Source organism: Streptomyces sp. NPDC059008, from assembly GCF_042749045.1.
In the GTDB taxonomy this organism is placed as follows: domain Bacteria; phylum Actinomycetota; class Actinomycetes; order Streptomycetales; family Streptomycetaceae; genus Streptomyces.
In genome coordinates, this window is record NZ_JBHYJC010000028.1 from 13,191 (window position 1) to 37,994 (window position 24,804).

The 24,804-nt window shown below is 74.0% G+C and carries 18 protein-coding genes; 8 read left to right on the forward strand and 10 right to left on the reverse strand.

Features of this window, described 5'->3' with window-relative positions:
• From ACFWZH_RS27230 to ACFWZH_RS27245, 4 genes are all read right to left on the reverse strand, one after another.
• Positions 1-945 carry a DUF6891 domain-containing protein gene (locus ACFWZH_RS27230; RefSeq protein WP_384436541.1) on the reverse strand — a complete coding sequence of 315 codons (945 nt, stop codon included), beginning with the start codon at positions 943-945 and terminating at the stop codon, positions 1-3.
• A gap of 149 nt (positions 946-1,094) precedes the next feature.
• Positions 1,095-2,144, reverse strand: coding sequence for a glutamine synthetase (gene glnII, locus ACFWZH_RS27235; protein WP_384436544.1), 1,050 nt, complete (start codon positions 2,142-2,144; stop codon positions 1,095-1,097).
• Positions 2,145-2,350: 206 nt separating this feature from the next.
• Complete coding sequence (locus ACFWZH_RS27240; RefSeq protein ID WP_384436547.1) at positions 2,351-3,493, reverse strand: hypothetical protein; 1,143 nt, start codon at positions 3,491-3,493, stop codon at positions 2,351-2,353.
• Positions 3,490-4,947: a hypothetical protein gene (locus ACFWZH_RS27245; RefSeq protein WP_384436549.1), complete on the reverse strand. Its 1,458-nt coding sequence runs from the start codon at positions 4,945-4,947 to the stop codon at positions 3,490-3,492. The genes ACFWZH_RS27240 and ACFWZH_RS27245 overlap by 4 nt, the downstream gene beginning before the upstream one ends.
• A gap of 213 nt (positions 4,948-5,160) precedes the next feature.
• On the opposite strand from ACFWZH_RS27245, the gene ACFWZH_RS27250 reads away from it, so the two are divergent.
• From ACFWZH_RS27250 to ACFWZH_RS27260, 3 genes are all read left to right on the forward strand, one after another.
• Positions 5,161-6,069 carry a Gfo/Idh/MocA family protein gene (locus tag ACFWZH_RS27250; protein ID WP_384436552.1) on the forward strand — a complete coding sequence of 303 codons (909 nt, stop codon included), beginning with the start codon at positions 5,161-5,163 and terminating at the stop codon, positions 6,067-6,069.
• 95 nt (positions 6,070-6,164) lie between these two features.
• Positions 6,165-7,754, forward strand: a complete 1,590-nt coding sequence (locus tag ACFWZH_RS27255; RefSeq protein ID WP_384436555.1) for an AMP-binding protein — start codon at positions 6,165-6,167, stop codon at positions 7,752-7,754.
• A gap of 138 nt (positions 7,755-7,892) precedes the next feature.
• The gene (locus ACFWZH_RS27260) at positions 7,893-8,165 is read left to right on the forward strand and encodes a hypothetical protein (RefSeq protein ID WP_384436558.1); all 273 of its coding nucleotides are present in this window, start codon (positions 7,893-7,895) and stop codon (positions 8,163-8,165) included.
• A 106-nt stretch (positions 8,166-8,271) separates the two neighbouring features.
• Here ACFWZH_RS27260 and ACFWZH_RS27265 read toward each other — a convergent pair whose 3' ends face one another.
• Positions 8,272-8,826 (reverse strand): PadR family transcriptional regulator, encoded by a 555-nt coding sequence (locus ACFWZH_RS27265; RefSeq protein ID WP_384436561.1) that lies wholly within the window; start codon positions 8,824-8,826, stop codon positions 8,272-8,274.
• A 75-nt stretch (positions 8,827-8,901) separates the two neighbouring features.
• A complete protein-coding gene (locus tag ACFWZH_RS27270) occupies positions 8,902-10,926 on the reverse strand; it encodes an FAD-dependent oxidoreductase (RefSeq protein ID WP_384436564.1) in 2,025 nt (674 codons plus the stop codon).
• Between the two features lie 238 nt (positions 10,927-11,164).
• Here ACFWZH_RS27270 and ACFWZH_RS27275 point away from each other — a divergent pair, with 238 nt between their 5' ends.
• The gene (locus tag ACFWZH_RS27275) at positions 11,165-13,342 is read left to right on the forward strand and encodes an ATP-binding protein (RefSeq protein ID WP_384436567.1); all 2,178 of its coding nucleotides are present in this window, start codon (positions 11,165-11,167) and stop codon (positions 13,340-13,342) included.
• Here the strand turns inward: ACFWZH_RS27275 and ACFWZH_RS27280 are convergent.
• Together ACFWZH_RS27280 and ACFWZH_RS27285 are read right to left on the reverse strand one after the other, a co-directional pair.
• Positions 13,261-13,905: a transcriptional regulator gene (locus tag ACFWZH_RS27280; protein WP_384436570.1), complete on the reverse strand. Its 645-nt coding sequence runs from the start codon at positions 13,903-13,905 to the stop codon at positions 13,261-13,263. The genes ACFWZH_RS27275 and ACFWZH_RS27280 overlap by 82 nt on opposite strands.
• Complete coding sequence (locus tag ACFWZH_RS27285) at positions 13,902-15,173, reverse strand: hypothetical protein (RefSeq protein WP_384436573.1); 1,272 nt, start codon at positions 15,171-15,173, stop codon at positions 13,902-13,904. The genes ACFWZH_RS27280 and ACFWZH_RS27285 overlap by 4 nt, the downstream gene beginning before the upstream one ends.
• Positions 15,174-15,443: 270 nt before the next feature.
• Here ACFWZH_RS27285 and ACFWZH_RS27290 point away from each other — a divergent pair, with 270 nt between their 5' ends.
• Positions 15,444-18,653, forward strand: a complete 3,210-nt coding sequence (locus tag ACFWZH_RS27290; protein WP_384436575.1) for a BTAD domain-containing putative transcriptional regulator — start codon at positions 15,444-15,446, stop codon at positions 18,651-18,653.
• 22 nt (positions 18,654-18,675) lie between these two features.
• Here ACFWZH_RS27290 and ACFWZH_RS27295 read toward each other — a convergent pair whose 3' ends face one another.
• Positions 18,676-18,825 (reverse strand): hypothetical protein, encoded by a 150-nt coding sequence (locus tag ACFWZH_RS27295; RefSeq protein WP_384436578.1) that lies wholly within the window; start codon positions 18,823-18,825, stop codon positions 18,676-18,678.
• 423 nt (positions 18,826-19,248) lie between these two features.
• On the opposite strand from ACFWZH_RS27295, the gene ACFWZH_RS27300 reads away from it, so the two are divergent.
• Together ACFWZH_RS27300 and ACFWZH_RS27305 are read left to right on the forward strand one after the other, a co-directional pair.
• The gene (locus tag ACFWZH_RS27300; RefSeq protein ID WP_384436581.1) at positions 19,249-20,124 is read left to right on the forward strand and encodes an arpA protein; all 876 of its coding nucleotides are present in this window, start codon (positions 19,249-19,251) and stop codon (positions 20,122-20,124) included.
• 225 nt (positions 20,125-20,349) lie between these two features.
• Entirely contained in the window at positions 20,350-22,152 is a 1,803-nt protein-coding gene (locus ACFWZH_RS27305) for a choline/carnitine O-acyltransferase (RefSeq protein ID WP_384436708.1), read from the forward strand.
• A gap of 95 nt (positions 22,153-22,247) precedes the next feature.
• On the opposite strand, the gene ACFWZH_RS27310 is transcribed toward ACFWZH_RS27305, so the two are convergent.
• Positions 22,248-23,114 carry an Fpg/Nei family DNA glycosylase gene (locus ACFWZH_RS27310; RefSeq protein WP_384436584.1) on the reverse strand — a complete coding sequence of 289 codons (867 nt, stop codon included), beginning with the start codon at positions 23,112-23,114 and terminating at the stop codon, positions 22,248-22,250.
• Between the two features lie 236 nt (positions 23,115-23,350).
• On the opposite strand from ACFWZH_RS27310, the gene ACFWZH_RS27315 reads away from it, so the two are divergent.
• Positions 23,351-24,790: an oxygenase MpaB family protein gene (locus ACFWZH_RS27315; protein ID WP_384436587.1), complete on the forward strand. Its 1,440-nt coding sequence runs from the start codon at positions 23,351-23,353 to the stop codon at positions 24,788-24,790.
• Positions 24,791-24,804: the final 14 nt, after the last annotated feature.

The following is a 24,804-nucleotide window of genomic DNA, read 5'->3' on the forward strand; positions in this document are numbered from 1 at the left end:
TCAGGCCCCCACCGGCAGCCGCTTGCGCCAGACCAGCGGGGCGACCTCGATGACCCGGTCCGGATCGCCCTCCCAGCGCACCGGCAGACCCGCTTCGGCGAGCGCCGCGGCCACCGTCCGCCCGATCTCGGCGCGTTCGTCCGCCGGGGCCGTGTCCGCCGGGGCCTCGCCCGATGCCGTCCCGGAGTCCGCGTAGGCGCCGTACCGGACCGCCAGCCCATGGCCCGCCGCGGCCGCCTCGGTGTCCTGGTGGTGGAAGAAGACGAAGCCCCGGTCGCCCTCGGCGCGTTCGGCGGCTATCTCGCCGATACCGCAGCGGCTGCAGCAGGTGAAGTCCATCCGGGCCGTCAGTCCCTGGGCCCCCAGCGCGGCGAAGGCCTGCGCGATCCGGTCCGCGTCGGTGACCTCGGGCCATGCGGCCTGCTCGGCCAGCCGCTCCTCCCACAGGCCCGCGACGATCCGCCGTGCCTCCTCCAGCGAGACCGGGGTGTCCTCGGCGTCGAAGGCGTCGCAGACGCTCTGCGCGACCTCGTGGAAGGGCCGGAAGCCGGACCGGATGCCCTTGCGGGCCTGCTCCTCGGCGGCCGCTCGGGTCTTTGGGGCCAGTCCGGGGGTGGAGTACAGGTCCGCGGGCTGCCAGTCCAGCGCCGTACGCCACGACTCCCCGTCGCGCGCCCAGTCCACGAAGACCTCGGCGACCCGCCGGGCGTCGCCGGTCCGGGCGGTGAAGTGCCGCTCGGGCCCGCCGTCGCGGTGCTCCACCTGGAAGGGCCCGTCGCCGTCCCGCCAGGTCTGCACATACACCTGGTCCTCGGCCGGCAGCCGCTCGGCGACCACGAAGTGGTCGCCGTCGCCGCCGATCCGCCGCAGCAGCCCTGCCAGCTCGGCTGCCGTGGGGCGTGAACCGTCCGCCCCGGTCTCGGTCTTGACGCTGATCGCAAGCATGTCCCCAGCCTGCCAGCCGCCACTGACAACCGGCCCTGGCCCGGCGCGGGGAGCGGCGCCGGGCATGCGAAAGGGCCGGGCCCCTCGGCCCGGCCCCTTCCCGCGCGTGCGTTCCGCCTGCCTCGACTCTGCCCGCGCGGCCTGCTCGCTCAGATCTGCTCGCGTCGCGCCAGTTCCGTGCAGCAGGTGTCCACGATCAGCCGGGTGACCACGTACGGGTCGACGTTGGCGTTCGGCCGCCGGTCCTCGATGTAGCCCTTCTTCTCCACCTCGACCTGCCACGGGATGCGCACCGAGGCACCGCGGTCGGAGGCGCCGTAGCTGTACTGGTCCCACGGGGCGGTCTCGTGCGCGCCGGTCAGCCGGTCCTCGATGCCGGTGCCGTACTGGCGCACGTGCTCCAGCGGCTTGTCGCCCTCGCCCAGCGCCTCACAGGCGGTGATGATCGCGTCGTAGCCCTCGCGCATCGCGCGGGTGGAGAAGTTGGTGTGCGCACCCGCGCCGTTCCAGTCGCCCTTGGCCGGCTTGGCCTCCAGCGACGCGGTGACGCCGAACTCCTCGGCCACCCGGTGCAGCAGCCAGCGCGCCACCCACATGTGGTCCGAGACCTCCAGCGGCGCCAGGGCGCCGACCTGGAACTCCCACTGGCCGGGCATGACCTCGGCGTTGATGCCGGACAGGCCGAGGCCGGCCGCCAGGCACAGGTCGAGGTGCTTCTCGACGATCTCGCGGCCGAAGATCTCGCCCGCGCCCACACCGCAGTAGTAGCCGCCCTGAGGCGCGGGGAAGCCGCCCTCGGGGAAGCCGAGCGGACGGTCGCCCTTGAGGAAGGTGTACTCCTGCTCGATGCCGAAGATCGGCTCCTGGTCGGCGAACTTCTCCGCCACCGGGCGCAGCAGCGCACGGGTGTTGGAGGGGTGCGGGGTCAGGTCCGTGTGGAGCACCTCGCACAGCACCAGCAGGTGGTCGCCGCCGCGGATCGGGTCCGGGCAGCTGAACACCGGCTCCAGGACGAGGTCCGAGGAGTGGCCCTCGGCCTGGTTGGTGCTGGACCCGTCGAAGCCCCAACGCGGCAGCTCGGACCGTCCCCCAGTGCCCAAGGCCTGGGCGGTGCCCCCATCCAGGATCTTGGTCTTGGAGCGGAGCTTGGCGGTCGGCTGGGTGCCGTCGATCCAGATGTACTCGGCCTTGATGGTCACGGGGTCCTCTTATACGGGTAGGTGCGGGTACGCGTGCGGGCGTACTGCCGCACACTCGCAACAGGCCGTTTCCCGTCCGTTGCCCATATGTGAACCGCAGGTTACTCAACCGGACATCCCGCGATTCCGCGGTTTAACGTCCGGCTTTGTTCTGGATTGTGCATATCGATATGCCCTGCTTTGTCGCCCGAGATGTGGTGCAAAGCTCAACCGAAGTGCTTCAGCAGGCCCTGGAACCCCAGATGGTCGACGCGCCGCACCAGCTCCTGGCCGCTGATCCCCAGCGCCTGTGCCGTACGCCCCACATGCCACTCGTGCGCGGCGAGCCGGTGCAGCACATGGCCGCGCCGGACCTGCTTGTCGGAGAGCCGGAACGTCTTGAGGTAGGCGACCCGCCCCTTCCCGTCCGTGATCAGCTCGCCGATGTGCTGGGGGCGGTGCAGCGCGAACGGCGGCAGGAAGCGCGACAGGCGAAAGCGCCCCATTCGGTACACCCGCCGGACGTCGTAGGACTCGTCGAGCAGTTCGCCCGCCATCAGGTCGGCATGCTGCGCCTCCCACTCCTGGGCGCGGCGCTCGGCGACGGAGCGCAGCTCCCCGAGTGAGGTGACGTACTCCGCCGCGATCCGGGCGGTGAACTCCGGCACCGGTCCGCCGTAGAGGGCGTACTGGTACATCAGCTCGCCGTAGAGGTCCTGCAGCAGCGACGGGTGCAGCGCCCGGTAGTCGTCCGGGTGCGGCACCACGAAGGCCGCGGCCGGCGCGTCGGCGACGTACACCAGCACACCGCACTGCCCCGGATGGATCTCGAAGACCCGCAGCGCGTCGTCCAGGCCGGGCACCCGCTCGCCCCGGTAGGCCCGCTCCGCACGCGGCGAGAGACCCTCGCGCACCGCCCGCCGGGTCCACTCCTCCCACACGATCGACGGGCCGCCGAAGTGCAGCGCCAGATAGCCGTCGAGCGCCAGATGGAGCGGCAGGAAGCGCAGCCCGCCCGAAGACCCGCCGGGCGAGGGCCCCTTGCCGTGCGCCCTGCCCCGCTTCTGCACGAGCCTGCGCGGAAAGTGCAGCGGCGCGCAGGCCACCGGGCCGCGCCCGTCGCTCAGCTGCGAGCCGTACGCGGCGGCGGGCGATCCGTCGGAGGTCCAGTCCGCCACGAACCCGTGCGGGATGTACGAGGTGTAGGAGGTGTTCCGGTCGGCCGACACGGTCGTCGGGCCGTCCTCGTACAGCTCGCGGTGCAGCCGGAGATCGACGATCGGCTCGGCGCGCACCAACGGCACGAGCCGGACCGCGCCCCACACCTGGGCCGGCCGGGCGCGCAGCCCGCTCAGATCCAGGCCGCTCATGCCGAAGCCTCCTTCCGTCCCGGCTCTTCGCCCAGGAACCGCCGCACCCGGTCGTCCATATGGGCCCGTAGTTCGGCGAGTCCCGTACGGCCCTCGGCGAACCGCGCCAGCTGAACCAGCGCCGGCAGGTCCTCCGCGTCGCGCACCCCGGCCGTCGGCACCGAGGCGGACAGCCGGCGTACGGCGAAGTCCTCGGCGTCGTAGACGGGGTTGAGGTGCACCACAGAGGTGCGGTGCTCCGGATCGAGCCGGGCGCGCCACACCCGGAGCACCTCACCGGCCAGGCCGGGCGGCGCGTTGTCCCACCCGTCGGAGACGATCACCAGCCGCTCCGGCGCGTCCTCCAGCGCGTCCAGCAGCCGCATCCCCAGGGGCGTCGGCCCGTAGGGGAAGGCCAGCAGCGCGTCCCGCCGCCCGGAGGTCCACTGCGGCAGATACGTCCGCGCCAGCGCCTCCAGGAGGAAGTGGCAGGCCAGCGCGGTCGCCAGCGGACGGTACCGCTTCTGCCGCGAGCCGGTGGTGGAGAAGCTGTCGTCCAATACGGCCGCCACCCGGCCCCAGGTCCCGGCCTGCGCACCTGCCGTACGCCGGGCCGCCGCCCGCAGCGCACCGGTCAGCTCGGCGCGCCGCGCCGCCCGGTCGGCCAGCGGCAGCCCGAGGACGTAAGAGGCCAGCCGGGTCAGCGGCAGCCCGCCGAGGTCGAGGTCCGTCCGGGCGCCGCGCGCACGGGCCGACTCCTGCGTGCGCAGCCGCTCCAGCCGGGTCATGCGCGGTGCGATGCGCTCCAGGAAGGCGCGGCGGTCGATGCCGTGCGCCGCCGCGAAGCCCTCGGCGACGGTGAACGGCAGCTCGTACACCGCGCCCTGCTCGTAGTGCGCCCGTCGCCAGGCGTCCAGCAGCGGGGTGGTGAAGTGCTTGCGGCGGTCCGGCGCGAAGAGGAAGTCGCCCAGCTCGCCGCCGGTGCCCGCCGGGCCGTCCAGCGGCAGATGGGCGTGGCGCGCCGCGCACTTGAGGCCGGACCGGTACTTCACGGCGTCCAGGGCCGCATCCGGGCGCGCCGCGAGCCAGTCGCGCATGATCGCGCGGGTGCGGCGGTTGTTGACCTTGGCGGTGCGCAGTGCGCGGAACAGGCGGTACACACGCGGTGCGGGCAGCCGCGCCAGCCGGGCCGCGATCAGCCGCCCCTCCGTGCGCCGCTCCTCGGCGCTCGCCTCGCCCGCGGTCCGCAGCAGATCCCGCACGATCAGCGCCGCGTTGTGGTCGTTGATGTCCAGCGCGAGCGAAGCGGCGTACAGGGGGCGGTAGTTGATGCGTACGTACGTGTGCAGGAAGTCCAGCGACAGCTGCTGCGCACCGGCGTCGGAGTGGAATTCGCGCTGCCCGGTGGAGGTGATCGCGGCATTGACGAACAGCAGCACGTCCTCGGCCGCCACCAGATCCGGACCGCTCGCCACCCCGTCCTCCCCCGTCCGTCGGATGCCGGCCGGGGAATGGGGGCACGAGCAGCGAATCGTTGCTTTGCAGAGCAGGTCCGGAAGTCGCACCGGAGTCCCGCGGCCGGCCCGTGCAACGTAACACCGCCCGGCCGTACGGGCATATGGATTACCCGCCGGGGTCACGGGCGCCGGCTGCGTGTGCCGCGCCGCACCCCGCGGGACACTGGCCCCATGACGACCATGCGCATCGGACTCCTCGGCACCGGCCCCTGGGCGCGCAGCGTCCACGCCCCCGCCCTCGCCGCGCACCCCGGCGTCGAGCTCACCGGTGTCTGGGGGCGCAGGACGGAGGCCGCGGCCGCGCTGGCCCAGGCCCACGGCTCCCGCCCCTACGAGACCCCCGGCGAGCTGTTCGCCGCCTGCGACGCGGTGTCGATCGCCCTGCCGCCGTCCGTCCAGGCCCCGTTGGCGGTGCGCGCCGCCGAGGCCGGCTGCCACCTGCTGCTGGACAAGCCGGTCGCCACCTGCGTGCCCGAGGCCCGGGCCGTCGCCGACGCCGCCGACCGCGCCGGCGTCGCCTCGGTGGTCTTCTTCACCGCGCGCTTCGGCGAGGAGGAGGGCGAGTGGATCGCCGCCCAGGCGGCCGCCGGCGGCTGGTTCACCGCGCACGCCGACTGGCTCGCCCCGGTCTTCGTCGAGGACACCACCAGCCCGTACGCCCGCTCGCCGTGGCGCCGCGAGAAGGGCGGCCTGTGGGACATCGGCCCGCATGCGCTCTCCGTGCTCCTCGCGGTCCTCGGCGACGTGGAGGCGGTCACCGCCTCCCGGGGCCAGGCCGACACGGTGCTGCTGGCGATGCGTCACAGCAGCGGCGCGGCCAGCTCGGCGACGGTCGGCCTGACCGCCCCGGCCGCCGCGGCCGGCGTCGAGGTCACCCTCCGCGGCACCGCCGGCGTCGCCACCCTGCCGCGCCGCCGGCACGGCCCCGACGCGGCCTACCACCGGGCCGTCGACGCCCTGCTCGCCGCCGCCGGCACCGGCCTGCCGAACGCCTGCGACGTCCACTTCGGGCTGCGGGTCACCGAGATCCTGGCCGCGGCGGAGGGGACACTGGCCCCGCTCATGCCTCTCGGGTCATGACCATATGGCGGAATTGGTCATGGAGCGGACGAGTGATCGCGCTTAGCGTCGGGGGTGTCCGACGCACCGCCGCCGCACCGAGGAGCACCCCCGCCATGCCGCCCGCCACCGCGTTCACCAGCTACGTCGACACCATCCTCGCCGCCCTCGCCCAGGACCCCGCCCGGACCGTGCTGACCGGCCCGGAGAGGGCGCCCGGCGCCACCGGCACACCGGGCGGCGACACTCGCCCCGAGGTCACCGCCGGCGCCTTACACGCCACCGTCCACCGGATGGCGGCCGTGCTGGCCGACCACGGCATCGGCCGCGGCCGCACCGTCTCCGTCCTCAGCGGCAACCGCGCCGAGGCGCTCGCCGCCCGCTACGCCGTCAACCTCCTCGGCGCCCGCGTGGTCCTCCTCTACGACGGCATGGCCGCCGAGACGCTGGCCCGTGTCGTGGCGAGCGTCGAGACCGCCCTGATCCTGGTCGACCCGGCGCTGCACGACACCGCACGCGACCTCCTCGCGCACACCGAGGGCCCGCTGCCCGAGGTCATGACCTTCGGCCCGGCGCCGTCGCCCCTCGGCCCCGACCTGACGGCCGCCTGCGCCGCCCTGCCGGCCACCCCCGCCGTCCCGAGCGCCGCCCGTCCGGAGGACGACTGGTGCATCCGGCACACCGGGGGAACGACCGGCATCCCCAAGGGAGTCCGGATGGCGCACGCCCCGTACGCCCGGATGATCGCCCAGCAGTCGGCGGGCACCGGCGAGCGGCCCCGGTTCCTCGCCTGCACCTCGCTGGCCCATCTGGCGGGGGTGCTGAGCGATGTGACGCTCGCCTCCGGCGGCAGCGTCGTACTGCACCGCGCCTTCGACCCGGCCGCCGTCCTCGCCGCCGTCGCCCACGACCGCATCAGCCACCTGTGGCTGCTGCCCCCGCTGCTGTACCGCCTCCTGGACGAGCCGGCCCTCGCCACGACCGACCTCGGCTCGCTGACCGGCATCATCTACGGCGGCTGCATGGCCTCACCCTCCCGGCTGATGGAGGCCGCCAAGGCCTTCGGTCCGGTGCTGTACGGGATGTACGGCATGTCCGAGGCGATGTCGATCACCACGGCGCTGCCCGCGGACCACACCCCGACCGGCCCCGGCGGCCGGATCACCGTCGGCCGGGCACTGCCCGGTGTCGAGCTGGCGATCCGTGACGCCGACGGGCGGGACCTGCCGGCGGGGGAGCAGGGCGAGGTCCACGTACGCTCCGCCGGCGTGATGTCCGGCTACTGGAAGCAGCCCGAGCTGACCGCGCGGGCGCTGACCGGCGACGGCTGGCTGCGGACCGGCGATGTGGGCTGTCTGGACGACGACGGCCGGCTCTACCTCGTCGACCGGGTCAAGGACGTGATCATCGTCGTCGGCGGCCATGTCCACCCGGCGGAGGTCGAGGACCTGCTGCACGCCCATCCGGCGGTCGCCCACTGTGCCGTCTACGGGGTGCGCACGGCCGACGAGGCGGAGGTGGTGCACGCCGCGGTCGTCCCCGCCCCGGGCCACCGCGTGGACGCCGCCGCCCTGCGCGCCTTCGTCACCGAGCACAAGGGCGCGCTCTACGCCCCCGCCGTCGTCCGGGTGGTGGACGAGATCCCGCTCACCCCCGTCGGCAAGCCCGACAAGGCCCTGCTGCGGGCCGCCGTCACCACGCCCTGAACCGGTCCGCCCCGGCGGCCCGCGAAAGCCCCTGGCCAGAGGCCCCAAATCGCCCCTGGCCAGGGGCTTTTGTCAGTGGTGGCCAGTAGAATGGGAACCAGTCAGTGAGGGTTTTTTCCACGCTCCAGGAGGTCGCCGATGGCCGCTGCCACACTCATGACGAAGCCTCTCCCGGCCCACCCGCTGCCCAAGAAGCCGCTGCCCGCCGGATGGCCGCGCGAGCGGTACGAATCCCACAACCGCCGCCTGAAGGCCATGCGTCTGGCCATAGCCCTGCTCGACACCGGCGTCTACCGCCCCGAGCAGGCCCACAACCGCAAGATCCGCAGCACCGCCGCGGAGATCGGGGTGCACAGCCCCTCCGACACGACCTGCCGCCTGGTCCGCGCCCTGATCTACGACAACTGCTGATCCATCCGGTGCGCGCCCTGGGCGCCCTGGGTCACGGCATCTGCTGATCCACGGCGTCCGTTGAGGCACGACATCCGCTGACGGGGTCCGGCGGGCGGTTCGGGGTTCACTCCCCGGGCCGCTCGCCCGGCGTCATGTCCGCGACCTCCGCCAGCGCCTCCTCCAGCCACTGCACCCAGAAGGTCTCCAGCCCGATCCCGGCCCGCAGTACCAGCCGCCGCAGCCGGTCCTCCGGCTCCGTCGCGGCGTCGAAGTCGCGCCCCTCGATCTCCTCGTACTCCGCCAACTGCCGCCGGTGCAACGCGAGATGGCGGTGCAGCTCGGCATCGAGGCCGGCGTCCCCCACCACCGCTGCCGCCCGCAGCCGCACCAGCAGCGCGTTGCGGACGGGCTTTTCGTCCTGCTCGCCGGACGCCCATGTGGCCAGCTCCGCGCGCCCCGCGGGCAGCACCTCGAACTCCTTCTTCTGCCCCCGGGACGGCTGCTCGGACGGCAGCGCCCGGATGAACCCGGCCTGCTCCAGTTTGCCCAGCTCGCGGTAGATCTGCTGATGCGTGGCCGGCCAGAAGTAGCCGATCGACCGGTCGAACCGGCGGGTCAGCTCCAGCCCCGACGACGGCTTCTCAAGCAGGGCGGTGAGGATCGCGTGCGGGAGGGACATGGGGGAATCCTAGGGTCTGGCCGCATCCTGGGGCGGGCCTTGGGAACCGGGCCCGCCCCAGGACGCGGCGGTAGGTCACAGCGCCGCCGCCAGCTCCGTCCCCTGCTTGATCGCGCGCTTGGCGTCCAGTTCGGCGGCGACGTCCGCCCCGCCGATCAGATGCACCGCCCGGCCCTGCGCCCGCAGCTCCTCGTACAGCTCCCGGCACGGCTCCTGCCCGGTGCACAGCACGACCGTGTCCACGGCGAGCGTGGCGGACGCACCGTCGACCGTGAGGTGCAGCCCCTCGTCGTCGATCCGCTCGTACGTCGCCCCGGCGGTCATCGTCACGCCCCGGTGCCGCAGCTCCGTACGGTGGATCCAGCCCGTGGTCTTGCCCAGGCCGGCGCCGACCTTGGAGGCCTTGCGCTGGAGCAGGTGCACCTGGCGGGGCGCCTTGGTCCGCTCGGGCGCCCGCAGCCCGCCGCGCTCGCCGTAGGTCGTGTCCACGCCCCAGGCGCGGAAGTACGTCTCCGGGTCCTGGCTCGCCCCCTCCCCGGTGTCGGTCAGGAACTCCGCGACGTCGAAGCCGATGCCGCCCGCGCCGATGATCGCGACCCGCTCGCCCACCGGGGCGCCGTCGCGCAGCACGTCGAGGTAGCTGACGACGCTCGGGTGGTCGATCCCCTCGATCTCCGGGACGCGCGGGGTGACACCCGTGGCGACCACCACCTCGTCGTAGGCGTCGAGGTCGCCGGCCGCGACGGGGGAGTTCAGCCGCACCTTGACGCCCCGCAGCGCGAGCTGCGTACGGAAGTAGCGCAGCGTCTCGTCGAACTCCTCCTTGCCCGGTACCCGCTTGGCGATGTTCAGCTGTCCGCCGATCTCCGGCGCGGCGTCGAACAGCGTGACGTCATGGCCGCGTTCGGCGGCGGACACGGCGCAGGCCAGCCCCGCCGGACCGGCGCCGACCACCGCGAGCCGCTTGCTCCGCCGGGTCGGCGCGAGCACCAGCTCGGTCTCGTGGCAGGCCCGCGGGTTGACCAGGCAGGACGTGATCTGTCCGCTGAAGGTGTGGTCGAGGCAGGCCTGGTTGCAGCCGATGCAGGTGTTGATCTCCTCGGCCCGGCCCTCCTTCGCCTTGCCGACGAAGTCCGGATCGGCGAGGAACGGCCGGGCCAGCGAGACCATGTCGGCCCGTCCGTCGGCGAGCAGCTCCTCGGCCACCTCGGGGGTGTTGATCCGGTTGCTGGTCACCAGCGGAACCGAGACCGAGCCCATCAGCCGCTTGGTCACCCAGGTGTAGGCGCCGCGCGGCACCGACGTCGCGATGGTCGGGATGCGGGCCTCGTGCCACCCGATCCCGGTGTTGATGATCGTCGCGCCCGCGGCCTCGATCTCCTTGGCGAGCGCGACCACCTCTTCCAGCGTCGAGCCGCCCGGGACCAGGTCCAGCATCGACAGCCGGTAGATCAGGATGAAGTCCGTCCCGACGCGCTCCCGGATGCGGCGCACGATCTCCAGCGGGAAGCGCACCCGGTTCTCGTACGAGCCGCCCCACCGGTCCGTGCGGTGGTTGGTGGCCCCGGCGATGAACTCGTTGATCAAATACCCTTCCGAGCCCATGACCTCGACGCCGTCGTACCCGGCGGACTGGGCCAGCTCCGCCGCCCGGACGTAGTCCTCGACGGTCTGCTCGACCTCGTCGTCGGTGAGCGCGTGCGGGGTGAAGGGGCTGATCGGCGCCTGGATCGCGCTCGGGGCGACCAGGTCGGCGTGGTAGGCGTACCGCCCGAAGTGCAGGATCTGCATCGCGATCCGCCCGCCCGCGGCGTGCACCGCCTCGGTCACGGTCCGATGCTGTGCCGCCTCCTCCTGCGTGGTCAGCTTGGCCCCGCCCTCGTACGGCCGCCCCGCGTCGTTCGGCGCGATCCCGCCGGTCACCATCAGGCCGACGCCGCCCCGGGCGCGGGCGGCGTAGAAGGCGGCCATCCGCGCGAACCCGTTCTCGGCCTCCTCCAGGCCGATGTGCATCGACCCCATGAGCACCCGGTTGGGGAGCGTGGTGAACCCGAGGTCGAGCGGGCTCATCAGGTGCGGATACGGGGTCGTGGGGCTCATGGGGGCCTCCTTGTGCGGTGGACGGTACGCACCGTTGTAGACCAGCCGTCGTGGTTATGCAACAAGTTGCAAAAACTGTGAGCGAGGCGACTGGGCGCCGACGCCCCGCCGTGTCCGGCTGCATAAAGCGGCGGTGCCCGCCGTCCGGCGCCCTGGTTGCCCCCAGCCGGTGCGGAAATACTGCTCCTGGGGGAACCGGCCGGTCACCGGCCGGCGGGGTGACGGCGGAGGGGGACGCGTGCGCGGGCATGACCGGGAGAGGGAGAGCCACAACGAGGTGAACGGGGTCGTCCACGGCCCCAGCGTGCAGGCCGGAACCGTCCACGGCGGCATCCATATCCGCGCCGCCGCGCCGGCCGTACCGCAGGTGCTCTGGCAGCTTCCGCCGGCCGTCGCGCTCACCGACCGCACGGCCGAACTGACGCTCCTGGAGCGCCACCGCGCACAGGCCGTGCGGGAGGGGCACTCCTGCCTGGCCGCGGTCAGCGGACTGGGCGGGGTCGGCAAGACCGCCCTGGCGCTCGCCTGGCTGCACACCCTGCGCGCGGACTTTCCCGGCGGCCAGCTCTACGCCGACCTCGGTGCGCAGTCGCCGCACGGCCCGGCCGAGCCGGCGGAGGTGCTCAGCCGCTTCCTGCGCGCGCTGGGCGTGCCCCCGCAGGCGGTGCCGTCCGGCATCGCGGAACGCGCCGCGCTCTACCGCTCGTTGACCGCCGAGCTGCGCATAGTGGTGCTCCTCGACGACGCCGCGACCGCCGCCCAGGTGCGCCCGCTGCTGCCGGGCGGGCCGAGCGTCACCCTGGTCACCAGCCGGCAGCGGCTGTCCGGGCTGACCCTCGAAGGCTGCCACCAGGTCCATCTGCAGCCGCTCGGCCTGGAGGCGGCGGTCGAGCTGCTGGCGGACACCCTGGCCGACGACCGGGTGGCCGACCACCCGGACGAGGCCCGCACCCTGGCGGGCCTGTGCGCCGGTCTGCCGTTGGCGATACGGGTCGTCGGCGCCCGGCTCGCGGCCCGGCCGCAGCGGCCGATCACCACGATGGTCCGGGCGCTGACCGAGGAGCGGCGGCGGCTGGACGAGCTGGCCATCGACGGCGATCTCAGCGTGCGCGGTGTGCTGGACCTGTCGTACCAGAGCCTGCCGAGCGCGGCGGCCCGGCTCTACCGGCTGCTCGGCCTGCACCCGGGAAGGGAGTTCGGCAGCGCCGTGGCGCAGGCGTTACTGGCCGGGTCGGGCGGCCTGGAACCGGCCCCGGCCCCGGGCCCGGAGCGGGCCGACGCCCTGGAGCTGCTGGACGTGCTGCACGACGGGAATCTGCTGATCGACGTCGGCGAGGACCGCTACCGCTTCCACGACCTCGTGCGCTTGCACGCCGCCGCCAAGGCCGCCGAGGAGGCGACCCCGGCGCAGCGGACCGCGGCGTTACGGCGCATCGCGGACCACTACCTGGCCACCGCCGCACGCGTCGAGCAGATCACCGACCCGCGGCGGGACGGCCTGCCGCGCACCTTCGGCCCGGACCCCGTGGTCACCGAGGAGCTGGGGGAGGGCGCCGAGGCGGCGCTGGACTGGCTGGAGCGCGAACTGGACAACCTGACGGCCGTGATCCACCGCGCGCGGACCGCGGGCCTGGGATCGGTCAGCTGGCAGCTCGCCGACGCCATGTGGCCGCTCTTCCCCCGGCGCAAGCACTACGACCACTGGCGCGCCGTCCACGCCGCGGGGCTCGCCGCGGCACGGGAGGCGGGGGACACCGCGGCCGAGTGCCGGATGCTCACGTCCGGGGGCCTGGGGGAGCTGGGCAGCGGCGGCTTCGACCGCGCGCTGGAGATGTTCGAGCAGGCGGCGCGGACCTTCGCCGCCCGCGGTGACGCACTGGGCGGGGCCCGGACGCTGAACTACCGCGGACTGGCCCATCAACGGGCCGGCCGGCTCGCGCAGGCGGCCGACCTGTTCGCCCGGGCCGCCGTCGAGCTGCCCGCCTGCGGAGACATCCGGGCCGGCGGGCTGGCCCGGCTGAACGCGGCCGATGTCGCCCTCGCCACCGGCCGGCTCGACCGGGCGGCCGCCGACGCCGACGCGGCGCGTACGACGCTGCTGGCGGCGGACGATCCGTACAACGCCGCGCGGGCGACCCTGCTGCTCGGCAGGGTCGCCCTCCGCCGCCGCGCGCCCGAGCAGGCGGAGCGTCATCTGGCCGAGGCGCTGGCCGTGCTGCGCGGCGTCGCCGCCGACTACGAGGCGGCCCGGGCCCTGGAGTCCCTGGCCGAGGCCGCCGAGCAGCTCCGACGACCGGACTTGGCCCGAAGGCGCTACCAAGAGGCGCTGGACCTCTACCTGTCCGTCGACCGCCCCGGGCCCGCCGCCGCGGTGCGCGAGCGGCTGGCGATGCTGGGCGACACCGCCCCGGACTGACCCCACGGCACCGGGCGCCGGATCACGCGCACCGTGGCCGAGGCCAGGCCCGCCACCGAGAGCCCCGCCACCAGCCAGGCGTGCGCCAGCGAGGCCCAGGTCTCCCAGCAGATCCCGGCCGCGCGTCCGGCTCCCAGCGACAGCAGCGCACCGCCGGAGCCGTACGGCCCGCCGAGCCGCAGTCCGCACCGCTCGCCGTCGCGGTACACGGCCACCACCGCGGCGCCCGGATGGCGCCCCGCCACGTCCCCGGCCGCCGCGGCGTCCGCGCCCGGCACGGCCAGTACGTCGGCCAGCCGCGGCCAGGGCCGTGGCGCCGGGGTGCGTACGCGCAGATGACGGTCCACGACCGGCCGCCCGGAGCCCGGCAGCAGCAGACCGACCCGCACACGGTGCACGGCTCCCTGGGCCGCGCGGACGCACCCCGCGTCGGCGGCGGGCGCGGAAACGGAGACGTCCACGGAGAGGGTGACGGCGACGGTGTCGGCTCCGGTACCGGTAGCGGTGCACGCCCGGGAGCCCGCGAGCCCCGGCCCGGTCAGCGCCAGCCGCAGCGTGCTCATGACGCCACCACCCCGCCCGGCGCGCCGCCGTACCGCACCGTGACCGGCAGCGCCGCCGGCTCCTGCCACAGCCGGGCGGCCGGTGCCCGCAGCCGGAGCTTGCGGTAGATCAGCGCCCGCATCCGCCGTGCGAAGCGCCCCGGCTCCGAGGTGATCCGGGCCGCGATGCGCGCATAGCGGTCGGCGCGGTGGGTGGCCGCGCCCCGGCGCAGCTGCCTGCGCAGCGGCCGGTCGGCGCGGAGCCGGGGGGCCAGGGAGTGCAGCTCGGCCATCGGCGAGCCGGGCGCCAGCTCCACCGCCGCCGCCCCCGCCGTGAGGATCCGCGCGCCGGTCATCGTCCCGTACAGCGACACCGAACCGTGGTCGCCGACGATGCAGTCGGCGGCGACGAGCGGACCGCACCAGTCGGCGTACTGGCTGATCAGGCTGACGCCGCGGCGCCCCAGCCCGGCGAACCAGCTGCGGATCTGCCATTCGCCGTGGGCGTTCCAGACGTTCGGGTGCAGCAGGACCGCGATCCGGAACTCGTCCCCGGGAAGATCGGCGACCAGCCGCTCCAGCAGCTCCCACTCCTGCCCCAGCAGGGAGTCGGGCCCCCAGGTGGAGCAGATGAGCACCAGCTCCTGGCGGGCGCCGGTGCCGAGCGCCTCCCGGTACAGGGCGCGGGAGGGCAGGCTCGCGGTGATGCGGTCGAAGCAGGGGTCCCCGACGACCTCCGCGGCGGCCAGCGCCTCCGGGCACTCCCGCCCCAGCCGGCCGAGCTCCTCCTCATGGGCGAGCACGATCGCCGCGGGCACCACCACACCGTCCCTGACCAGGCGCTGACGGCTCAGCCCGTACACCCCGCGGTCGGCCGCGACCGCCGGGAGCCCGCGGCGGTCGGCGGGCGCGGAGACCAACTTGTTGTACCCGGCGCCGTGCGGGAGCACGATCACCGGGGCGTGCAGCTCGTGCAGACCGCCGTGGCTGGCGGCCAGCGCGAGGTCGAACCGGGTCTGGACGGCCTGGCCCCAGGGCAGCACCAGGGCCCCGGTGTCCTCCAGGAAGGCGTCCACCCCATGGCTGAAGACGTCGGGCGCCGCGGTGAAGACCACCTGCACCCGGGGATCGCCGTCGAAGAGCTGCACCGCCTCCAGCAGCCGCTGCCCGGCGGTGACGGTGTGCACCACCGCCAGCACGCTCCTGCGCACCCGGCGGGTGGCCCAGCGGTCGACATCCAGGCGCAGCGGCACATGGCGCCGGTCGATGTCCCCCCATGTCACACTCACGTGAACTCCCCCGTTCCCTCTCTGAGTTGATCGGGTCCTGGTGAGGTGACTGCCCGCGGATCCTTGCAGCCGGGGTTGCAAAAACCTTGCAGGCGAACTGCAAGCCGCCGCTGACAGCTGCACGGGGCATGTGCGCCCCTCGCGCGACAGTGCGCCCCGGCCCGCACCCTCCGGCTGATCCGGCCCGGCCGCAACAGTGAATCGGATGCACCGTGCACCTGCGCGGGAACTGCCGGGGCGGCAGGAAGCAGGAGAACCATCCGGGGGGCGATGGTGGAACTTCTGACGCTGGGACCTCTGGAGCTGTGGCACCAGGGCCGTCAGCACACACTCGGTTCACCCAAGGAGCGCTGTGTGCTGGCCACCCTGCTGTACGCGCAGGGGGACCCGGTCGCCGTCGACACCCTCGTCGCCCACGTCTGGGAGGACGACGCCCTCCCCGGCACCCCCGTGGAGACACTGCACAGCTATCTGTCGCGACTGCGCTCCCGACTGCGCCGCGCCGTCGGCGACCTGGCGCGCGTGGAGCGCCCCTCCCCGCGCCGCTACCGACTGCGCGTCCACCACGCCGACGACGTGGACCTCACCCGGCTCCAGCGGCTCCGCAGGGACGCCCGTGCCGCGGCCCGGCGCGGCGAGCGGGAACTCGCCGTCGGGCTGCTGCACACCGCCGAGGCCCTGTGGCGCGGGGAGCCGTTCGCGGAGTTCGCCGGCGACTGGGCGCTCGCCGCCCGTGCCCGGCTGACAGAGGACCACCGGCGGGTGCGCGAGGAACGCATCCGGCTGGAACTGGAGTTGGGCCGGCACGCCGACCTCATCGGCGAGCTGCACGAGATCGTCTCCCGCAGCCCGCTCGCCCAGCAGGCCGTCGCCGCCCTGATGCTGGCCCTGTACCGCTGCGGCCGGGAGGGCGAGGCACTGGCCCTCTACCGCGGCACCAGCCGCCGGCTGCGCGAGGAGCTGGGCATCGATCCCGGAGCGGAACTGCGGGAGCTGCAGCGCCGGATCCTCGCGCAGGACCCCACCCTCCTCTTAGCCGGCCCGGCCGCGCCCCCCGGGCCCGCCCCGGCACCCGCCGAGGAGCCGGACGGCCCGGGGAGCCCCGCGGCCGCCAGGGGAGGGGGGAGCACCCTCCCGCGCGACACCAGGGACTTCACCGGGCGCGGCAGCGAACTGCGCCTGCTGCTCGGCGGCCCGTCCCAGGACGCCCATGACACGGCCCTGCCCCTGACCGTCGTCCACGGCATGCCGGGTGTCGGCAAGTCGACACTGATCGTCCACGCCGCGCACCGGATGCGCCCGGACTACCCCGACGGGGGGTTCTATCTGGACCTGCGCGCCTACAGCGACCAGCCGCCGTACGAACCGGCCGAGGCGCTGGCGTCCCTGCTGCGCAGCGCCGGTGTGGCCGAGCCGCTGCCCGACACCCTCGACGAGCGGGCCGCCCGCTGGCGGGAGTGGACCGCGCACCGCCGGGTGCTCGTCGTCCTCGACAACGCCCGGGACGCGGAGCAGGTGCTCCCGCTCCTCCCGGGCACCGCGACCTGCTGCGCGATCGTCGCCAGCCGCAACCGCCTCACCGAGCTGGACGGCGCGACCCCCCTCCACCTGGACGTGCTGCCGGTCTCGGAGGCCTGTGCGCTCTTCGCCCGGATCGTGGGCGGCACCCGCGCCTCCGACACCGCCGCGCTGCGCCGCGTCGTACAACTGTGCGGCTGCCACCCGCTGACGGTCCAGCTCCTCGCCAGCCGCTTCCGGCACCGGGACACCTGGGACCTGGAGTACGTCGCCCACCGCCTGGCCCACGCGACCGACCGCCTGGACGAGTTCGACGAGCGGGTGGCGGCCGTCTTCCGGCTCAGCTACGCCGATCTCGACGCCCCCGCACAGCGGCTCTTCCGGCATCTGGCGCTGCACCCCGGCCCCGACCTCACCCTCGCGGCGGCGACCGCGCTGTGCGCCGCGCACCCGGCCGAGGTCCGCCAGGCGGCCGACCAGCTGCTGGACCGCCATCTGCTCGACGAACCCGTCCGGGACCGCTACCAACTGCACGACCTGGCGCGGGCGTTCGGCCGCCGGCTGGCCTGCCGCGAGGACTCCGGGCCGGCCCGCCGCGACGCGCTGCGCCGCCTCATGGCGTACTACCTGACCACCGCGGACCGCGCCGACCGCCTCGCCCACCCGCGCCGCCGCCGGCGCCCCATCGGACCCGAGCAGACCTCGCCGTACGCATCGGACTTCACCGACACCGCCGCCGGCGCCCCCGCCGACGCGGCGTCGGTGTGGCTCAGCGTGGAGTGCGCCAACCTCCTGGCCGTGGCCCGCACGGCGGCCGGCGAGTTCCCGGACTTCGCCGTCCTCTTCTTCCACGTACTGGCCTACTCCCTGCGACTGTGGGGAGCGCGGGACACCACCGCCGAACTCGCCGCCGCCGCGGAGCGCGCCCTGCGCTCCGGGGGCGACCGTCTGGCGCTCGCCCAGACCCTGGTGGAACGCGCGGGCGTGCTGGCCCAGGAGAACCACGGCGAGGCACTGCGCTGCGCGTCCGAGGCCCGGCGGCTCTTCGAGGAGCTGCACGACACCCACGGCCGCGCCGACGCCCTCTTCGAGACCGCCCGCGCCCATCTCGCCGCGGGCCGGGGTGAGAGGTGCTTACGGGAGATGGACCGGGCCCTGGACCTCTACCGCCGGGCGGGCGACCGCTACGGCGTGGCCGAGAGCCTCAACGTGCAGGGCGCCGCGCTCATCTTCGGCGCCGAGTACACCGAGGCGATGCGGCGCTTCGAGGAGATGCTGGCGATCCACCGGGACCTCGACGACGCCCACGGCCAGGCGAAGGCGCTCAACAACATCGGCGAGATCTACTTCGCGGAGGGCATGTACGACGAGGCACGCCGCCATTACGAGCAGTCCCTGGTCCAGGTCCGCCGCTTCGGCGGGCGACAGGAGTTCGCCATCCTCGACACCAACCTGGGCACGGTCTACCGGGTCACCGGACAGCCGGGCCCGGCCCGCGTCTGCTTCCGCCGGGCCCTGGCCAGCCACCGGGCCCGGGGCGACGCGGTCGGCGAGGTGAACGCCCTGACCAGCCTGGGCGCCGCCTGCGTGGAGTCCGGCCGCACGGACGAGGCCCTGGCGCACTTCCGCGCCGCCGAGGAGGTCTCGCGCCGCATCGACAGCCCCTACGAGCGGCACCGCGCCCTGATCGGCATCGCCGACACCCTGCGCTCCGCCGGGCAGCCGGGCCCCGCCCTGGAGACCTACCGCAACGGCCTGCACATCGCGCAGACCTTCAGCTTCCCCCTCGGCTCCGCCCACGCCCTGGCGGGCATCGCCCGCACCCTCCTGCGCGTACAGGACATCAACGCGGCCCGCCCGTACGCCGAACGCGCGCTGGCCCTCTACCGCAAGCTCGGCGCGACCACGGAGGCCGCGGACCTCGACCGGCTGCTGACCCTCCCGACCGCCATCGGGTCCTGACCGGGAACCGCCCTCCGCAGCCTCACCACATCACCTGCTTGCCGGTGACCGCGCCGCCCGCCAACTGCTGACGGGGGGCCGGTGCCGCCTGTTCCACGGCGGTCGCCGCGATGAGCGCGGCCAGGAGGGACAGCGCCGCGAGGGTGGCGAAGGAGAAGCTCAGCTTGCTCAAGGTGTTTATGCAACTTCCGCTGTGTCGCTGACAATTGCCATGCCCGCTGCTAAGCGGGTGCGCCTGAAGGTACACGTGGGACGCCCACATGGCGGAACCCCTTCACTCGAAAGTGGAGGTGTGGATCTTGTGGAGATGCCTGGCCGACGGTCGCCGGCGGCCCCGCGAAGCCGCGGCGAAGGGCTCCCGCGGTCTTCGAGGGCGCCTCACGGCCCTTCGTCAGGTCCCCTGGCCGCGGCGCGTCGCCACCCCGCCACGGCTATGCGGCACCCGATCGTGTGACTTGTCACAGACAGCACCGCAGGTGATATGGCAGTTTCGACTGCGCTCAACTGAGCTTCTTGGCACGGCAGTTACCGCACGAGCCGACCGAACGGCCGTACATCCGGCCGAGGTTGGCCGGTGAGCACGCGAGAGGAACCCATGAGCACCTTGCACGCCACGACCCCGACGCTGGACCAGGTGGTCGACACCGCGCGCTACCCGCTGTCGGAACCGGAGAGCGACGAGGGGCGGGCCCTGGTGTCCCGTGCCCGGCGCGACCTGGAGACCCTCGGCTGCACCGTGCTGCCGGACTTCATCCACCCGTCGCTGCGCGAGGTGCTGCGCGAGGAGTGCTCCGCCCTCGCCCCCCGGGCGCACTTCGACGTGGAAACGGTCAACGTCTACAACATCGCCGTCGACACCGACCTGCCGGCCGACCACCCGGGCCGGACGGCCTTCGAGCGGGGCAACGCCTTCGTGGCCCGGGACCGCATCCCCGCGGGCTCGCTCATCAGCCGGCTCTACTCCGACCCGGCGTTCCAGCAGTTCGTCGCCCGCTGCTTCCGGCTGCCGCAGCTGCACGAGCTGGCCGACCCGCTCTCCGGGCTCGTCCTCAACGTCGTCGAGCCCGGCAAGGAGCACCCCTGGCACTTCGACACCAACGAGTTCACCGTCAGCATGCTCACCCAGGACGCGCAGTCCGGCGGCGTCTTCGAGTACTGCCCGAACATCAGGTCCGCGCAGGACGAGCACTTCGACGACGTACGGGACGTCCTGCACGGCCGCGGCGAGCGGCTGATACACCGCCTCCCCCTCCGGCCCGGCGACCTGCAGCTGTTCAAGGGCCGCTACGCGCTGCACCGGGTCAGCCCCGTCCACGGCGAGGTCGCCCGCCACTCGGCGATCTTCGCCTACAGCGAGCGCCCCGGTGTCATCGGCAGCGTGGCCCGCACCCGGCAGCTCTTCGGCCGGGTGTGCCCCGAGCACCTGGCGGCCGAGGACCGGGCGGTGCGCAGCGACCGCCTGCTGGATTAGCGCCGGCCAAAAGCAGTTCAAACGCCTCCGGTTCGCCTCCCCCGAGGAGCAGGCTCTGTCAGGTCCCTCGGGGCGCACCCCGCAACACGCCCCGGTCCCCGCCCCCGCACCCACCGACAACCCGAATCGAGACCGTACGTGACCAACAGTCAGGGCGCCGCACCCACCCCGACCACGCCCACCGCTCCGCCCGCCCCCGCCACCGGCTCCACACCCACCTTCGCGCTGGAGGACAGCCTCCCGCGGGTGCCGCTGCCCTCCCTGGAGGAGAGCTGCGAGCGGTTTCTCGCCTGGTGCGCGCCGCTGCTGACCGCCGACGAGCTGGCGGCCACCGAGGCCGAAGTGGCCGCCTACCTGCGCCCCGGCGGCCCCGGCCGGGTGCTCCAGGCGGCGCTGGAGGAGTACGACGCCACCGAGGGCGTCCACAGCTGGCTCGACACCTTCTGGCCGTACCGCTATCTGGGCCGCCGGGACCGCATCGCGCTCAACGCCAACTTCTTCTTCCTCTTCCAGGACGCCGCGCCGGCCCAGCCGCCGGCGGATCCGCAGGTGGAGCGGGCCGCCGGCCTGATCGCCGCCGCCCTGCACTACAAGCACCGGCTCGACCAGGAGCTCATCCCTCCCGTGGTCCAGCGCGGTGTGCCGCAGACCATGGAGCAGAACAAGTACCTGTTCTCCACCACCCGCATCCCCGGCGCGGAGCAGGACACCGTCCGCGCCCCGTACACCCCGCAGTGGCCGGGCCCGTCCGACGCCCGCCACATCGTGGTCTTCTTCCGGGGCGGCATGGTCAAGCTGGACGTACTCGGCGCGGACGGAACACCGTACGGCCTGGACGACCTGCGGGCGGGACTGCGCGCCGTACTCGACGACGGCGAGCCGGCCGGCGCCGACGCCCCGGTCGGCCACCTCACCACCATGGCCCGCGCCGAGTGGGCCGCCGCCCGCGCGTCCCTGCTCGCGCACCACCCCCGCAACGCCGACGCCCTCGACGACGTCGAGACCGCCCTCTTCTGCGTCTGCCTGGAGGACTTCGCCCCCGCCGACACCCAGCAGACCTGCGACGAACTGCTCTACGGCGACCGCGGCAACCGCTGGTTCGACAAGGCCGTCTCCTTCGTCGTCTTCGCCGACGGCCGAGCGGGCATCAACGTCGAACACTGCGAGCTGGACGGCACCACCATCCTCAGCTTCGTCGACGCCCTGCTGGCCACCCCGGCCGAGGAGCACTCCCGGGCTTCCGGCGCCCGCTCCCAGGGCGTGCCCGCCCGCCGGCCGATCACCTTCCACCTGGACGACGCCCTGCGCGCCCAGGTGCGCTCCGCCGCCGAGGCGTTCGCGCAGTACGGCGCGGACACCGCCACCCGCACCGTCTCCTTCGACGACTTCGGCGCCCGGACCGCCAAATCCCTCGGCGTCTCCCCGGACGCCTTCGTCCAGCTCGCCTACCAACTCGCCCACCAGCGCGCCAAGGGACGCCTGGGCGCCACCTACGAGTCGATCGCCACCCGGCAGTGGCGCCGCGGCCGCACCGAGGCGATGCGCGTCGTCACCCCCGAGATCGTCGAATTCGTGGCCGCCATGGAGGACCCGGCGACGGATCCCGACGCCCGCCGCGCCGCACTGCACACCGCGGCCCGAGCACACGTCACCCGCGCCAAGGAGTGCCAGGCCGGCGACGCACCCGAACAGCACCTGTGGGAGCTGGAACTCATCCAGCGCCGCCGCGGTCCGGAACTCGGCCTCGCCGAGCAGCCCGCCCTCTACCGCACCCCCGGCTGGCTGACCCTGCGCGACGACTACCTCAGCACCAGCTCCGCCCCCTCCACCCACATCCAGTACTTCGGCTTCGGCTCCACCAGCAGCCGCTGCATCGGCGTCGCCTACGTCCTGCTCCCCGAACGCTTCCACCTCTACCTGAGCACGCCCCTGCCGGTCGCCGACCAGATGCACCGCTTCGCCGACCACCTCCGCCAGGCCATCGACGAACTGCGCGACCTGCTGGCATCCGACCGGTCCGGGAACTGACCGCCGCACCCCACACCCCACACCCCGCACCCCGCACGGAGCCGACGGGCCGCCGCCACCCCGCACCGGGACCGGCGGCGGCCCCGCCGGCCCGGTCACTTCAGCAGCCTGGACAGCCGCCGGTCCGCGAGGACCCTGCCCCCGGTCTGGCAGGTGGGGCAGTACTGCAGCGCCGAGTCGCTGAAGGACACCTCGCGGACCGTGTCGCCGCAGACCGGGCAGGGCTCTCCCGTCCGCCCGTGGACCCGAAGACCGCTCCGCTTCGCCTCCTTGAGTTCCCCCGGCGCCAGTCCGCGGCACCGCTCGACCGCGTCGGTGAGCGTCGCGCCGATCGCCTCGTACAGCCGGGCCACCTCCTCCTCATGGAGCCCGGAGGCCGGCTTGAACGGGGACATCCGCGCCGCGTGCAGGATCTCGTCGGAGTAGGCGTTCCCGACGCCGGCCAGCACGCTCTGATCACGCAGCACGCCCTTGATCTGGCGGCGTTCCCCGTTCAGCACGCCGGCGAACGACGCCAGGGTGAAGGCCCCGGAAAGGGGGTCGGGGCCGAGCCGCGCGATCCCGGGGACCTCCCGCGGATCGGTGACGACGTATACCGCGAGGTGCTTCTGGCTCCCGGCCTCGGTCACGTCGAAGCCCGCACCGGGAGGGTCGGCGAGCCGCACCCGAAGCGCCAGCGGTCCCTTGCCGGGGCGCGGCGCCGCCGTCGGCACCCGGTCGCTCCAGCGCACCCAGCCCGCCCTGGCCAGGTGGACGACCAGGTGGAGTTCCCCCGCCCGAAGGTCCAGGAACTTGCCGTGCCGCCCCGCACCGTCGAACGTCCGGCCCTCAAAGGCACCGAGGGGCGGATCGTAGGTCTTGAGCGCATGGACGGAGACCGGGTGGACACGGTCCACGGTCCGCCCGGCCAGGTGAGCGTCGAGGAACCGGCCGAGCGCCTCGACCTCCGGCAATTCGGGCATAGCGCCATTGTGCCCCGCCGGGAGCCGCCTGCCCGGACACCCACTCCACCGGCCCCGCGCGCCGCCGCCCCCCGACGTGCCGACCGCCGCGTCCCCGACCGCCCCGGTGCCGCTCCGCCCTGACGAGTGGTTTGGCGGCCGAAAGCGTCTCCGCGGGCCCACCCGGACGTTACTTGTACCGCGATGCGCCTATCCGATCATGCGCACGGACGCCTCACACCCCCCAGGAGACGCCAGTGACCCCTTCCGCCCACACCGCCCCCGAATCCCTGCTGCGCCGCACCCTCGCGGAGAAGCGCATCGCCCTGGTGGCATGGCGGCTGCTGGTGCTGCAGAACGCGGATCCGGCCGTCGCCGCCGGCGCCGCGCGGTTCTCGACCTACCGGGCGCATCCCTGGCGGCGGATGGAGCACACCATGGACAGCGGCGAGCGGCTGTTCTTCTCCGACCGCGAGGGCCTGCGCCGGGAGATCGCCCGGCTGGAGCGTACGCACCGCCGCATCGAGGGCACCGACGACCAGGGCCGGCCGTTCACGGCGCTGGACCCGGCCGTGCGGGTATGGGTGCTGGTGACGCTGTACGAGTCGATGACGGCGATGCGCGAGCTGTCCGGCGACCCCATGAGCCCCGCCGAACTCGACGGGCTGTACGCCGAGTTCCGCGCCGTGTGCGCCGAGTTCGGCCTGCCGGACGAGCTGTTCCCGAAGACCGCCGCGGACGTGCCCGCCTACATGGACCGCGTCATCCGCGAACGCCTGGAGTACAGCGACGCCGTGCACGACCTGCTGTTCACGATGCTGCGCCAGGCCCCGGCGCCCCGCCGTCTGGGACGCCTCGGGCCGGCCTGGCCGCTGCTGCGCCGCCTCATCGCCCGCTTCCTGGCCGCCCTGACCCTCGCCGACCTGCCCCCCGCCTTCCGTGAGCGCTTCGACCTGCCCCGCACCCGCAGCGCCGCCGCGCTGTCCTGGGCACTCCACCGCGGCATGCGCCAGGCCATGACGCGCCTGCCCGACCGGCTGCGCTACCGCATCCCCCCGACCGGCGTCCCCGCCGCCCGACCGGCCGCCGCCCGAACCGGCGACGGCGGCGCGGACACCCCGGCGACCGGCCGGGTGCCGCGGCCCCGGCGCAACCGCGGCGGCTCGCCGCGGGCGCGCGCGGAGGCGTTCTTCCGGCAGGTCCTGGACCAGACCGGCGACGGGTACCTCACCTCCGCCGACCTGCAGGCCATGGCGCACAACGTCTGCTGGCAGCTCGAACTCGACGAGGCGGCCGAGGGCGAGGTGTACGCCGGCTTCGACACCTGGTGGCAGCACATCCGCGCCACCATGGACACCGACGGCGACGGCCGCGTCAGCCGCGCCGAGTTCACCGCCGCCATGGTCGCCGGCGCCGACCGCGACCCCGACTACCTGCACAAGGGCCTGCACACGGCGCTACGGGCCCTCTTCCGCGCCGCGGACACCGACGGCAGCGGCCATGTGGGAGCCGACGAGTACCGCGTCCTCTTCGGCGGCTCCCGCGTCCACCCCGCCGAACTCAACCACGGCTTCCGCCAACTCGACGCCGACGGCGACGGCCGGATCACCGAGGACGAGTTCCTGCGCGCCTTCACCGACTACTTCACCGCCCGCACCGACACCACCGCCGGCGCCCAGCTCCTGGGCCGGCCCTGACACCACCGCACCCA

Excerpts from the sequence above, each read along its gene's own strand:
- ACFWZH_RS27300 (WP_384436581.1), top strand. The coding sequence starts at position 19,249 with ATGAGCACCTTGCACGCCACGACCCCGACGCTGGACCAGGTGGTCGAC.
- ACFWZH_RS27255 (WP_384436555.1), top strand. The coding sequence starts at position 6,165 with ATGCCGCCCGCCACCGCGTTCACCAGCTACGTCGACACCATCCTCGCC.
- ACFWZH_RS27260 (WP_384436558.1), top strand. The coding sequence starts at position 7,893 with ATGGCCGCTGCCACACTCATGACGAAGCCTCTCCCGGCCCACCCGCTG.
- ACFWZH_RS27265 (WP_384436561.1), bottom strand. The coding sequence starts at position 8,826 with ATGTCCCTCCCGCACGCGATCCTCACCGCCCTGCTTGAGAAGCCGTCG.
- ACFWZH_RS27230 (WP_384436541.1), bottom strand. The coding sequence starts at position 945 with ATGCTTGCGATCAGCGTCAAGACCGAGACCGGGGCGGACGGTTCACGC.
- ACFWZH_RS27270 (WP_384436564.1), bottom strand. The coding sequence starts at position 10,926 with ATGAGCCCCACGACCCCGTATCCGCACCTGATGAGCCCGCTCGACCTC.
- ACFWZH_RS27310 (WP_384436584.1), bottom strand. The coding sequence starts at position 23,114 with ATGCCCGAATTGCCGGAGGTCGAGGCGCTCGGCCGGTTCCTCGACGCT.
- ACFWZH_RS27250 (WP_384436552.1), top strand. The coding sequence starts at position 5,161 with ATGACGACCATGCGCATCGGACTCCTCGGCACCGGCCCCTGGGCGCGC.
- ACFWZH_RS27290 (WP_384436575.1), top strand. The coding sequence starts at position 15,444 with ATGGTGGAACTTCTGACGCTGGGACCTCTGGAGCTGTGGCACCAGGGC.
- ACFWZH_RS27280 (WP_384436570.1), bottom strand. The coding sequence starts at position 13,905 with ATGAGCACGCTGCGGCTGGCGCTGACCGGGCCGGGGCTCGCGGGCTCC.
- ACFWZH_RS27240 (WP_384436547.1), bottom strand. The coding sequence starts at position 3,493 with ATGAGCGGCCTGGATCTGAGCGGGCTGCGCGCCCGGCCGGCCCAGGTG.